This is a genomic window from Pseudacidobacterium ailaaui (assembly GCF_000688455.1).
Taxonomy (GTDB): domain Bacteria; phylum Acidobacteriota; class Terriglobia; order Terriglobales; family Acidobacteriaceae; genus Pseudacidobacterium; species Pseudacidobacterium ailaaui.
Window position 1 is genome coordinate 3650943 of the sequence record NZ_JIAL01000001.1, and the last position, 12481, is coordinate 3663423.

Below are 12481 nucleotides of genomic sequence, written 5' to 3' on the forward strand. Positions count from 1 at the left end.
CTGTCCTGCTTGTCAGACCGTGGCAGACCTGAATTTATTGCGTCGAAATCTCATAATGTCCGGCCTGTCGCAGCACAACAATGGCGCGCGCGCCATTTTCTGAGCTCTCAGCATGTTCTGCTTTTCCATTGACCAACACTTGCTGCCCCGCAGAAGACACAGGGACTGAGACATGCGCTTCTACCTGATCCGGTAGATCGATGGCAACCTCAGCGCCACTTCCCTTCTTCCTGACAGACACATTCAGCATTCCATGCGGTGTAGGCTCGCCGCCTTTGGCCCAATCCAGGTCAATCAGATCAGGACGAATATCTACACTGGAAAAACCAGGGCCGGTAGCATGAATCCCCAGCACCTCTTCCATCAGCCAGGGCGTTACCCCGCTTGACCAGCCATGCGCCAAACTTACGCGGTAGCCGGACATATTGTCTGCCTGTAGAGAACCATGCGCATCATTTTTGTACCAGGCCGGATCGTAACCCTCCCAGAAGCTCGTCGCACCTTCGTCTACCATGCCTCCCCAGTACTGGCGTATCCAGTTAAGGGCCTCTTGCCGGTGGCCCATCTTTGCCATGGCACTGATGACGTAATAGTTATAGTAGGGCGTGATGATGAACGCGTTGTACTTGATTTTTCCTACACTTGATAGAGAAGCATTCCAGATGTCCGAATACTGCGACGCAGGAACCAGACCCGACAAGACCGCCATTGCATTCAACTGCCAGCGGCTGCTGTACGCATTCGTCTGCTTATCGAGCAGATACTGGCGGGCAGCAGACTTGAGTGCATCCAGTTCTCTTGTGAACTGCTCGGCATTTGCCGTGTCTCCCATCTCTTTCAGCAGATACACGCCCTGATCGAACGCGGCAATAAACTCCAACTGTGTTCCAAAACGCGCTTCCGGCGTGTCCCCATTGAGTTCCGGAGACCAGTCTACAAAAGGCCATGACCCCGTATGATTGACATACAAATTGCGTTCATCCAGCTCTTTTTCCATGTAGTGCATGAGCTGTACCAGACGATCGTGAAACGACATCAACTGCTGCTTGTTTCCAAAATGACGGTAGTACTCGGCCTCCCCAGTGATCCAAAAGGCGGAGTATCCTGCAATACCGTTCACATGCTGGCGGACCGGGGCCGGACCAATCAATCGGTCCAGAGTGTCTTCCATCAAAAAGTGGTCGGCAAAAACATCATTGATCGTGCGTCCGCTCACATCCAGGTCGCCCATCCAGCGGCCACGATCGCGCTTGGGCGCATCCCAGATGTCGTCCTGCATACACAGATGCGCCGTGTAGGCACCGATGGTCCACATCAGGTTCAGCTTCGGATCAGAAGATTCAAAAAATCCCTGATATTTGACTGGATAATAAATCAGATCAAGATTGATGGATTTAAAACGAAGTCCCCTGCCACCCTGCACAAAGCGAAGCAAGGCATAGCGGAACGCGCTCTTAGGACCGTAGGCCGATCCGTGAGCTGGAATGTAGACAGCATTTACGCCAAGGTAAGGTTGCTTCAGCGCTTCGTCTTCGGATTCTCCATACTGGACCGTCACGACTGCAGGCAGATCTGAGTCGGACACAAAATGCAGTCGTCCATTGGCGTCACGCCCAAAATCCAGCAGAATCTGGGGTGCCTGCGTATCTTCCACTTGCGGGGCAGGAAGGTCTACTGTGAATTCTCCTTCGCCGCCTTTCAGGGCGTCGGCATGGTGCACCGTACCCACTCCGCTATAAACGTGTTCTACGCTGACCGGCGGCAATGAGGCCTGGGCCAGAAAGGGGGAAATCCCCTCGTATCCGGGCCAGTTGTACATCCCTGCATCGGCATTCCACTGGAACAGATCAATCGAGCCTTCGATCGACCCAAGGCTATCGGCAGACTTCCAGGAACTGTCCTCAAAATCCCCCCTTTGCCATCCATCCGATGCATTCAGAGATGCCTTCCAGTCTTTGTCACTGATGACAAGGACCGGACTGGCCTCTCCCCGGGCCGCGCCCACCAGCTTGACTGCCATCGCCTTACCGGCGGCAAGCTGCATCGTCAAACGGCTGTTGGTAAACCCATTCACTCCGGCCCCGCGTACCACTCTCAGAGCGATTACATTCTTCCCCTGACGCAAAGCACGGGAGACATCGAAGGTAAACATCTGGATTCCGATCGGAGCATCCAGATTGGCCTCATCATGGCCAATCATCTGTCCGTTGAGGTAGACCTCGACCGAACGTGGACCAGCGATATATAAGGTTGCAGCCGCCGGGACCTGGTGGAGCATGAAAGAACGGCGGAAGTAGTGCGGAGCTGTCTCGCTGTCCCTTGCCGGCCGCCGGTAGGAAAGCAAAGCATCATTGCTGACAGCATCTTCTCTCGTCCAAATATATTCTTCTGGTAGCGGTTTGTGTATCGCCGACTCCAGCCGGGGAGAGAGAACGCTGCGCGTAGGATCAAGCTGGTCCAAAGGAATTCTGGTCGGCTTCAGCTCCTGCGCTGATGCGGTGCAGGACAGAACCAGAACAAGGCACTTCCACAACAATTTGCTTCTCAATGCGATACTCCTTGCGCCGACGCGCTGGCTGAGTTTGGACGAATACTTAGATAGTTTCCGTATCCAACGATGACCGTCGAACCAATCAGCACAATCAGAGTGCACGCCACCAGCGTGCGAGTCCGAAGGCTGACTCCCTTCCATTCTCTGAGGGCGATGCCCCATAACGTGCTAAAGATGATGATGCTGGCCATGTGCAGCGTCCAGCTTGAGAATTTGAAGCGCCCCATCTGGGTTTCGCCCATGGTGTAAAAGAAAAACTGCATATACCAGGTGGTGCCCGCCAGGGCCGAGAACAGATAATTTGCAATCAGGGGTACTTTTCCCTGCTCTTGGACTGCGTCCATGACCTGCGTAGCAAGCTCTACGCCGGGTGCATCGGTCGCAGTTTCAATCACCGGTTCTTCATCCCTGGACGGGTAAGGTCCTCGGGTCTCAGCTGCCAGATACTGATAGCCGGTGTGGTTACGAAGATGAAGGACCAGACACCAAACAAAATTCGTAGTAAATCCTCCGGCCAGCAAAACCACCAGTACGGGCAGTCCCTGCCATAAAGGAGACGTGCCATGCGCAACCGTGATTCCCTTGATCGGGTCTCCAGCGGCCAATCCATAGGCAAAACAGGCACTCATAATGCCGCAAAATGTGGCCACAAGTAGTCCGCGCTTGAGATCAAATTCCTCGATTGTTGCCCGTTTTTCCTCATCCGACAATTCGCGTTCTTTTGAAATACCTGCTGCACCTGCAAAAGCAATGCCTGCAAGGCAGACGACCACTCCAGTGAGAATGATGATGCCGGAACGCGAACCTAATACTTCCGAAGCAAATTGCCCGCGAAAGATTGGCGGCATGAGTGTACCGAAGGCGGCCGTATATCCTAGCGCTACTGCCATGCCCAGCGACATTCCCAGATAGCGCATGGTCAGTCCGAAGGTGAGGCCTCCAAAGCCCCAGAGGACCCCGAAAATAAAGGTCCAGAGGATGCTGCTAAGGGGTGCCTGATGCAGAACTGCAAGAAGGTCGCGCGTCATCACTCCGGCGAGGAGCCAGGGAACGATGATCCAGCTAAAAACACCGCCGACCAGCCAGTACGTCTCCCATGCCCACCGCTTGACTCCACGAAACGGAACATAAAAACTGGCTGAGGCAAGGCCCCCCAGCCAATGAAAAAACACTCCCAGTAGCGGGTTTGCATCCACGAAACATTCCCCTTGAATATGGCCTGTTGATGTCCCTGCTTTTCAGCCTGATGCGAACGATATTTGAGGCAGGCAGCTCATGTCAAGGTGCAATATATTTCTGTTTTGAAACACACTGGCAAACATGTTTCAGACAAGCCTTACAACGTCCAGGACCCTTTCGATTCCTGACCGAAATTCTTTTTCCTCTGGCAGCAGACTTACGACCAAATGTCCATTGCCGGGGAAACCAAAGAATGATCCGGGATGCAGGGAAACTCCGTGCTCGCGGACCAGTTCTACGGCCAGATCCTCTCCCTCGCGAAGCGCTGGGATGCGCAGGACAGCGTACCATCCTCCCTCCGCATGAAGACGGTCCACCATACTCTGGGCGGAAAGCAGAGCATCCAAAGTCTGCAAATTTGCCGCTGTGCGCTTGAATATCTGCTGTTGGATATTTTGCCTGTGCTCGATCCAGACAGGCAGTGCACATTGTACGGGAGCATTCATGGACAGGAAGGTGTCCGCAATCACCTCTAGCCGCGACAGGGCCTGCGTCAGTTCCGCTTCCGGTCCGAATGCCGCAATCCACGCGGCCTTCATTTGCGGAAGTCCAGCAATCTTACTCATTCCACTTAATACGAAGGTCAGTACCGAATGGGAACCTGCCGCAAAACTCTGGACGGAAACCTCTGTGAGCGGATAATCCAAAAAGACTTCATCCACAATCAGCGCAAGACCATGTACGGAACATAGTTCTTCCAGCGCTTTGCGCTCGTGCAGTTTTGTAAAGTGCCCGGTTGGATTGTTGGGATGGACCACAACAATGGCCCGTGTTCGGGGTGTGACCCCTCGTCGTAAGCCTTCCAGGTCGAGATGCCAGCCGTGGTCATAAAAAAGCGGGTATGGCACCAGTCGCACGTGGTCCAGCGTGGCCAGGAAATCAAAGAGCGGGTAGCTTGGTTGAGCAATTAGAATTTCATCTCCCGGATCACACAAAAGCCGAAACACAAAACTGTAGGCCTCGCTGGTGCTGGTAGTCAGAAAGACCTGTTCCGGGCCAACCATGGCCTCATGGTCCCGGTAGTATCGGCAAACGGCACTGCGGGCTGCAAGCATTCCTCGCGGATCTGGCTCATAATCCAAAGCCCCTGGCACACAGAGGGGAGCAAGAATTGACTCCGCATCATAAGCAAAACCGCATCGCGTCGGGTTAGAAGCCGTCAGATCGAACAGTGGCAAACCGGACCTTTTACGCTCCTGCAACGCACGCGCCAATTCCGTCTCTGTGGTCTCCCATGCTGTGCGCGTGGAAAATCGCATCGTCATATACCGCATAATAGAGAGACAGGAGACTGCATGGCGATCCGCGCTGTTATTTTTGATTACGGAATGGTCTTGAGCCAACCCCAGGACCCCTCTGCGCTCAGCAATATTCTCGCCATCACAGGACTTGACCGCGAAACCTTTGACCGCCATTACTGGACACATCGTCATGCCTACGACATGGGCCAACTCAATGGACGTACCTATTGGCAGCAGTTTGCCCAGGACACAGGCCTCCATTTAACACAGACTGACATCGAGCGCCTGATTGAGAATGATGTACTGATGTGGTGCACCATCAATGAGCCGATGCTGGCCTGGGCCCGATCGCTGGCCGATGCCGGCCTTCGCATCGGCATCCTGTCCAACATGGGGGAAGAGACCCTGAGCTTTATGCGGCAGGAGTTTGCGTGGCTTGGGGACTTCCATCACCACACATGGTCCTGCGAACTGGGCATCGCCAAGCCCGACCCGGCAATCTACACTCACACCTGTGAAAAGTTAGAGGTACTTCCGTCAGAAGCACTCTTTCTGGATGACAAGCCGGAAAATGTAGAGTCAGCGCGCCGCGTGGGTCTTCACGCCCTGCAATTCAAGGGTGTCGCGCAGCTTCGCGAAACACTCGCTTCAATTGGATGGCCGGATCATTTTCCTCTACCCGAGGAAACGGTGGGCAGCACGACAGCCTGAGGCTTCGTCAGGATCGAAGCACTTCACCCATGTCCGGGACAGGCACCTGTTCAACAATCTCCACGCCAAAACCATGCAGGGCTGGTACATGTGTGGGTGTGTTGGAAAGCAGACGTACTTTGTGGATCCCTAGATCGGCCAGGATCTGCCCTCCCAGTCCAACCTGGCGCAGAATGCGTTGGTGCCGTTCATCGCGTGCCTCCCGCTGGCGGGCTTCGCGATGCAGAACAATGCGGTGCGGGGCGACCGAGCGGTCGATTTCAAACCCCCGGCTGGTATTGTGCAGATAAATCAGAGCACCGCATCCTGCATCGGCAATCGCCTTCAGGGACCGCTGAACAATGCTGTGGCAGTCGCACAATGTGGCGCCGAAAACGTCCCCGGCCAGACAGTGGGAATGGACACGCACCAGCACCGGGTCGTCAACCTTGTCCACATCGCCACGCACCAGCGCCAGATGGCTCTCATCTCCGTTGACTTCACTTTCATAAGCAATCATCCGGAAATCGCCGTATGGGGTGGGCAGGTCCGTCTCTGCTACGCGGAAGATATATCGCTCATTTTGCAGGCGGTAGCGGATAAGTTCTGCTACGGTGAGCATTTTCATTCCGTGCTGCTGGCAGAACTCGATGAGGTCTGGCACACGCGCCATGGTGCCATCGTCCTTCATGATCTCGCAAATTACCCCAGCAGGGACCAGCCCCGCCATACGGGCCAGGTCTACAGAGGCTTCGGTTTGTCCGGCGCGGACCAGGACCCCTCCTTTGCGCGCGCGCAATGGGAAGACGTGCCCGGGGCGGGCAAGATCATTTGCCGTAGACCTGGGGTCAATGGCAACCCTGATCGTATGCGCACGGTCGTGCGCCGAGATGCCAGTCGTCACCCCTTCACGCGCTTCAATGCTCTCAGTAAATGCCGTGCCAAAGCGTGAGGAATTCTGCTGCACCATAGGCGTCAGACGCAGATAGTCGGCACGTTCTTCTGTCAAAGTAAGGCAAATAAGGCCGCGGCCATATTTCGCCATGAAATTGATCGCCTCAGGCGTAACAAACTCTGCGGCCAACGTAAGATCGCCTTCGTTCTCGCGGTCTTCATCGTCCACAACTACGATCATGCGCCCGGCCTTAATTTCTTCCAGGGCGCCCGGAACATCGGTAAAGGGAGGCTGCGCAGCCATAACCTTCTATTCTGAGCCAGCGGAACAAACTTTGCCACTCGAAGGCCGCACACGACGGCCATTTCCACCTAGCTATAGCGAAGCCAACGCAGCATTTCCGGGACTGTGGCCCGCTTTCCATACATCAGAATGCCTACACGATAAATGCGTGAAGAAAACCAGATCACAATCCAAACGGAAATGGCAAGGATGGCCAGTGAAAGCGCGATCTGCCACATAGGAGGAAACTGGGACGCGATTCGCAGAAACATAGTAATCGGCGCACAGGGAGGAAACATGGACACTAGAACTGACCAGAATGATGCCGGGTTGCTCATGATATAGGTGATCATTCCAAAACCCAGCCAGATCGGCACAGCAGCCAGAGGAGCATACTGCTGCAGCTCCTGCTCACTCTCGCAGGTCGCGGCCAGTCCCGCAAACAGCGCGCTGTAGAAGGCGTAGCCCAAAATGAAATACAAAATAAAAATCACAACTTCAACAGGAGAGATCTCCAGCCTGAAGTTTCCCGACATCAACATCGCGGCCAAAGCAGTACTCGAAAACAGAAGAACACCAGCAGCCCAGATGGCAAGCTGCGTCATGCCAACAGCTCCAATGCCAATCAGCTTTCCCGCCAGCATGTCGCCCGGCTTTACCGTAGCCAGCATGACTTCAAAGATCCGCGATGTCTTTTCCTGGATGATGGACCGTCCGACATTCATGCCATACATCACGACAGTGAAGGAAAGTAGAAACGCCATGACATAGGCGGCCCAGAAGCTGCTCAGAGCATCTGCTGGGACCTCCCGACCATTCTTCACCTGCTCGGTTTGGATCCGGACGCTGCTGGTGATGGCCTCCACACTGCTGGCGGCAATTCCATGTGCAATCAAGCGATGTTGAATCACCGCACGGTCCAGGGCATGGTTTAACCGGGCATCCATGGTGAAATCACCGGACGACCGGCCGGCATATGTGGCCTCGACCTTGTTCTCGGGACCCGTTTCAATCCAGAGAAATCCATCCAGCTGTTTCTGGTCCACCTCTGAGATAAGCCGCTGCCGGTCCTCCGCGTGAACAGGCGCCAGCACATCCACGCTCATGCGAGCATCCTTGTCCGAGAGCAACTGGTCACGGACACTGTTTGCCAGTTGTGGATCAGCAGCCGCCACAAGAATATGCTTTCCCGCACTGGAGTTCTTGCCGGTGTAGTAGGAGATTGCCAGAATGGCGACAAAAATTACAGGGATCAGTACTGTGGTAAGCCGGAAGGCATTGCCCCGAATCTGCTCCAGATACTCGCGTTTTGCAATCAGCCAGATGTCACGCATCTACTTTTTCTCCTACGGTCTGGATGAAAATTTCTTCCAGCGATGGCTCGGCCAGTTCAAATCGATAAATCTTTGCTTTGCTTGCGGCCTCCTGCAGGAGGCTTTGCGCATCTGCATGGGGTTTGAGGCGGACTTCAACATGGTCGGAATAGTCCTTGTATGCTGCCACGGCAGGGTGGCGCAGAAAGGAATCGTCGCCTTCAAACTGAATGACGACGCGGTTGCGCTCATAGCGGGACTTGATTTCGCGCATCGCTCCGGCAAGCACGGCCTCACCATTGTTGACCAGGCAGATCGAATCACATAGCTTCTCCACCTGGTCCATACGATGGGTAGAAAACAAAATGGCCTTGCCTGCCCGCTTCAGTTCCAGCAGCGCATCCTGTAGCAGAACAGCATTCACCGGATCAAGGCCGGAGAATGGTTCATCCATAATAATGAGCTGGGGTTCATGGAGCAGCGTCGCGATAAACTGGATTTTCTGCTGCATCCCTTTCGACAGCTCTTCGGTCTTCTTCTCAATGGAATCGAGAATCTGCAGCCTTTCGCACCATTCATGGGCACGCCGGCTGGCCGTCTCTGCATCCAGCCCTCTCAGCTCTCCCATAAAAATGAGCTGGTCCATGACCTTCATTTTTTTATAGAGACCACGCTCCTCTGGTAAATAACCAACTTTTTGCAGGCTTGCGCGCGAAAATGGCCTGCCCAGCAGACGCACAGAGCCCGAATCCGGCATCGTAATGCCCACCATCATACGGATGGTTGAAGTTTTGCCTGCACCATTTGGTCCCAACAATCCAAACATGGTTCCAGGACCAATGCTCAGACTCAGGTCCCGGACGGCAACTTTGTTCTCATAGGATTTTGAGATATGGTCCAGCTCAACGACTGGTGTCATGCAGTTGAATTTTCTCCCATTTGGCTGTGGCGTCAGTGTATACGAAGAAGAGCGGCAAGTGGTCTGGTCTTTTTCAGAATCTCCAATTGCAGCTTCCTGTTCCGGTAAAATTTCAAAAGGAAGCTTATTTTTCCGCGAGAAGGCGGCCTGACCATGCATGGAAGGCCATTTTCGCACTTCCGGTATATTCTTCTGAGTTCCGCTTGGTCATACATTGAAAAATCCAGTACAAGATTCCGCCGCACCACCTCTGATTGCCATCGTTGGCAGACCGAATGTTGGCAAGTCCACGCTCTTCAACAGGATCACAGGGTCCCGGCGGTCCATTGTGGGTGATGAACCAGGGATCACGCGCGACCGCATTTATGGAGAGGTAGAATGGGACGGCCGTCTGGCCCGAATTGTTGATACGGGAGGGATCATTCCTGAAGACGAGGCCCTCATTCCAGCAGAAATCTTCCGCCAGGCCCGCGTCGCACTGGAAGAAGCACAGGCCATCGTCATGGTTGTAGACGGCCGGACCGAACTTGCTTCTCCGGACCTGGATCTCGCCCGCCTGCTCATCAAAACAGGAAAGCCGCTCTTCCTTGCTGTCAATAAGATTGATACTGAAGCCTTGCAAACTGCAGCAGAAAATTTCCGCCGTCTGGGTATCCAAAATCTGGTTCCGATATCAGCCGAACATGGCCACAATATCGGCGATCTGCTGGACCAGGTATTTTCTGTTCTTCACTTCCCGGAACAAAAGCAAGCGATTGCTGCTGTTCAACCAGGGCACAAAGAAACTCTGCATCGCACGCATGGCGAGTTCCAGCAGCAGGAGATACGCGTTGCGATCATCGGGCGGCCCAACGTAGGCAAATCTACCCTGCTGAACGCTCTCACTGGCTCTTCGCGCGCCATTGTCTCTCCCATTGCCGGCACAACAAGAGATGCGGTTGATGAGGTGATTGAGCACGCAGATCAAAAGCTGCGCATTGTGGACACAGCAGGTATTCGCCGGAAAGGCAAAACACACCTGATGGCAGAAAAGCTGTCTGTCGTCATGGCGCGTAAGCATCTGCAGGCCGCCGATGTCGCCTTGCTGGTCATTGACGCCACGGAAGGCGTGACTGCGTCGGATGCCACCATTGGGGGCTATGCCCATGAGAGCGGTCGCTCCGTGATTCTTGTGGTCAACAAATGGGACCTTGTAACGACCAAGCGTAGCGACGGAAGGCCTCCGGCGAAACGCCAGATCTTTGAACAGCAGCTGCGCAACGTACTCAAATATCTTGATTACGCGCCAGTGGTCTTTGTCTCAGCCGCTCAGGGAACAAACGTTTCGCGCGTGCTGGATGCAATTCTCCGCGTCGCAAAGGAACGGCGCAAACGCATCTCAACCAGTCAGATGAACAAGTTCCTGGAGCATGTAGATTTTGAACGCGCCGGAGTACCAGTTTCAAAAAAAATGCGCATCTATTACATGACGCAGGCGGCGGTGGCCCCCCCGACCTTCGTGCTCTTCACAAACCGGGATGCGAAACTGCACTTCTCCTTTGAACGCTTTTTAGAAAACCAGGTCCGCAGGGCCTTCGGCTTTGAAGGGTCCCCGATATGGTTCAAGGTCAAGGCAAGGGAGAAAAGCGGACAAGACTAAAACATGGTTCCTGTGCCTTGGTCTTGCAACAAAGCTCTAAGGGTCATTTGGAAGCAAACAACCGGCTGAAAAAACCCTTTTTGGGCTTTGCGTCCAGCTCATCATGGAGCCCCACTGGCTCGGGCTGAACTGGCAAAGCCGATCCATCAAAGGCCGCTTTCGGGTTTGTTACACACAGCCGTTCGGCGGTCTCTTTCCCATACCGTTGCTCAATCACTCTATATGCCTCACTCATGACCGGAGGACGCGAACTAAGATTATGCGCATCACTGGCGATGAAGTGGACCCAGTTCCTGTCAAGAAAATTAAAAGCCATGGATTGCGCAGTACGTCCAAAACGCCCCGTCAGGGAGGAGGCCGTAATCTGTACCAGACAGCCCTCTCGCAGCCAGGGGACCATCCGTTCCGGGTGGCGCTGGATAGTAAAGTTCCGCTCAGGATGTGTGATGATGGGGCAAAGACCCTGCACACCCATCTCATAAAACACCTCATGGATGGTTGCTGGAATCATCAGGTCTGCAAACTCAACAAGAAGATATTTTTTTTGGTTGATGGTGTACTTGGCAGGATTCTTCAGTGCGTCCTCGATATTGTCATACGACAGATGAAAATCGCAGCCCAGGCCGAGCGTCATCCTGCCATTCAGATGTTCGCGTAAGACTGCAAGGCGTTCCTGGTTTACATCAGGATTAAAGCGATATCTGTCATTTGCATGCGGAGTGCAGACAATGTGTGTAATGCCGTCCTTGGCGGCCATTTCAGCCATTGCCAACGAGGTCTCCATGTCTGCGGCCCCATCGTCCAGGCCAAACAACAAGTGATGATGAATATCAATCATGGATGCAAGGACCCGCTATCTAAGTGCCAGTTCCTGGGAGATGGAACCTTTTTCCCGTACTGCGAGATAGTCGATAAGGGACGCAAAGATCTTGTACCCGTCTGAGGAGCCGAGCAATGCTTCAGCAGAGCGATCAGGGTGCGGCATCATGCCCAGCACATTGCGGCCCTCGCTTAACACCCCGGCAATGTTCCCCAACGACCCATTGGGATTGGCTTCCGGCGTAATTTCTCCTTCTGCGGTGCTGTAGCGGAAAGCAATGCGATCTTCCCTTTCCAGCCTCGCCAGCGTTTCGGCATCGCAAAAGTAGTTCCCTTCCATATGCCCGATTGGAATCTTCAAAACGTCGCCTTTTTGCAGCGCTCCCGTGAAGGGTGAGCGGGCCGTCTCCGTGCGCAGGTAAACCTGTTTGCAGATATAACGCAACCCGGCGTTGCGCATCAGAGCACCCGGCAGTAGACCGGCTTCGCAAAGAATTTGAAATCCGTTGCAAATGCCTAATACCAGTCCGCCCTCAGAGGCAAACCTTTTGACGGATTGCATGACAGGAGAAAAACGCGCGATGGCTCCGGTCCGCAGATAGTCTCCATAAGCAAAGCCTCCCGGCACCAGAATGGCATCACAATTTTCCAGGCTGGAGGAATCATGCCAAAGAAAAGTCACCGGTTTTTGCGCGATTTCAGAAATCACATGATAGGTGTCCTGATCGCAATTGGAGCCAGGGAATACGAGCACGCCGAATTTCATACTAATAACAGGCTAACAGCTTTGGGCAGTCCGATGGTACAGCTTGCAGACGCCCTGCCAAAAGCAGATCAATAATGCGGCCATCTTTTAGCCACTTTTGGACTTCTAACCTTTGGATGAAATTGCT

10 protein-coding genes are annotated in these 12481 nt (G+C 53.9%); 2 read left to right on the top strand and 8 right to left on the bottom strand.

Annotated elements, in window-relative coordinates; translation table 11 throughout:
- Nucleotides 1–34: 34 nt before the first annotated feature.
- The 3 genes from N655_RS0116265 to N655_RS0116275 all read right to left on the bottom strand — a co-directional run bounded on the left by N655_RS0116265 (nucleotide 35) and on the right by N655_RS0116275 (nucleotide 5049).
- On the bottom strand, nucleotides 35–2548 hold the full coding sequence (locus N655_RS0116265; RefSeq protein WP_202900374.1) for an alpha-L-rhamnosidase-related protein: 2514 nt from the start codon (nucleotides 2546–2548) through the stop codon (nucleotides 35–37).
- A complete protein-coding gene (rhaT, locus tag N655_RS0116270; protein ID WP_026443836.1) occupies nucleotides 2545–3747 on the bottom strand; it encodes an L-rhamnose/proton symporter RhaT in 1203 nt (400 codons plus the stop codon). The genes N655_RS0116265 and rhaT overlap by 4 nt, the downstream gene beginning before the upstream one ends.
- A gap of 129 nt (nucleotides 3748–3876) precedes the next feature.
- Nucleotides 3877–5049 (bottom strand): pyridoxal phosphate-dependent aminotransferase, encoded by a 1173-nt coding sequence (locus N655_RS0116275; protein ID WP_238324806.1) that lies wholly within the window; start codon nucleotides 5047–5049, stop codon nucleotides 3877–3879.
- A gap of 36 nt (nucleotides 5050–5085) precedes the next feature.
- Between N655_RS0116275 and N655_RS19520 the strand changes: the two genes are divergently transcribed.
- Nucleotides 5086–5742, top strand: a complete 657-nt coding sequence (locus N655_RS19520) for an HAD family hydrolase (RefSeq protein ID WP_044934927.1) — start codon at nucleotides 5086–5088, stop codon at nucleotides 5740–5742.
- A gap of 7 nt (nucleotides 5743–5749) precedes the next feature.
- Here the strand turns inward: N655_RS19520 and ribB are convergent, their stop codons facing one another.
- The 3 genes from ribB to N655_RS0116295 form a co-directional block, all read right to left on the bottom strand.
- Nucleotides 5750–6919, bottom strand: coding sequence for a 3,4-dihydroxy-2-butanone-4-phosphate synthase (gene ribB / locus N655_RS0116285; RefSeq protein WP_026443838.1), 1170 nt, complete (start codon nucleotides 6917–6919; stop codon nucleotides 5750–5752).
- Nucleotides 6920–6987: 68 nt separating this feature from the next.
- Nucleotides 6988–8232 (bottom strand): ABC transporter permease, encoded by a 1245-nt coding sequence (locus N655_RS0116290; protein ID WP_026443839.1) that lies wholly within the window; start codon nucleotides 8230–8232, stop codon nucleotides 6988–6990.
- Nucleotides 8225–9130: an ABC transporter ATP-binding protein gene (locus N655_RS0116295; RefSeq protein WP_026443840.1), complete on the bottom strand. Its 906-nt coding sequence runs from the start codon at nucleotides 9128–9130 to the stop codon at nucleotides 8225–8227. Before N655_RS0116295 ends, N655_RS0116290 begins: the two co-directional genes overlap by 8 nt.
- 214 nt (nucleotides 9131–9344) lie before the next feature.
- On the opposite strand from N655_RS0116295, the gene der reads away from it, so the two are divergent.
- Nucleotides 9345–10769 carry a ribosome biogenesis GTPase Der gene (der, locus tag N655_RS19525; RefSeq protein ID WP_044934930.1) on the top strand — a complete coding sequence of 475 codons (1425 nt, stop codon included), beginning with the start codon at nucleotides 9345–9347 and terminating at the stop codon, nucleotides 10767–10769.
- Nucleotides 10770–10812: 43 nt separating this feature from the next.
- On the opposite strand, the gene N655_RS0116305 is transcribed toward der, so the two are convergent.
- Entirely contained in the window at nucleotides 10813–11607 is a 795-nt protein-coding gene (locus N655_RS0116305) for a tyrosine-protein phosphatase (RefSeq protein ID WP_026443841.1), read from the bottom strand.
- Between the two features lie 15 nt (nucleotides 11608–11622).
- Nucleotides 11623–12354, bottom strand: a complete 732-nt coding sequence (gene purQ, locus N655_RS19530; RefSeq protein WP_155987634.1) for a phosphoribosylformylglycinamidine synthase subunit PurQ — start codon at nucleotides 12352–12354, stop codon at nucleotides 11623–11625.
- Between the last annotated feature and the right edge of the window lie 127 nt (nucleotides 12355–12481).

Bases quoted from the DNA above. Each gene is read 5' to 3' on its own strand.
- N655_RS0116275 (WP_238324806.1), bottom strand. From the start codon at position 5,049: ATGCGATTTTCCACGCGCACAGCATGGGAGACCACAGAGACGGAATTG.
- N655_RS19520 (WP_044934927.1), top strand. From the start codon at position 5,086: ATGGCGATCCGCGCTGTTATTTTTGATTACGGAATGGTCTTGAGCCAA.
- ribB (WP_026443838.1), bottom strand. From the start codon at position 6,919: ATGGCTGCGCAGCCTCCCTTTACCGATGTTCCGGGCGCCCTGGAAGAA.
- N655_RS0116290 (WP_026443839.1), bottom strand. From the start codon at position 8,232: ATGCGTGACATCTGGCTGATTGCAAAACGCGAGTATCTGGAGCAGATT.
- N655_RS0116295 (WP_026443840.1), bottom strand. From the start codon at position 9,130: ATGACACCAGTCGTTGAGCTGGACCATATCTCAAAATCCTATGAGAAC.
- N655_RS0116305 (WP_026443841.1), bottom strand. From the start codon at position 11,607: ATGATTGATATTCATCATCACTTGTTGTTTGGCCTGGACGATGGGGCC.
- purQ (WP_155987634.1), bottom strand. From the start codon at position 12,354: ATGAAATTCGGCGTGCTCGTATTCCCTGGCTCCAATTGCGATCAGGAC.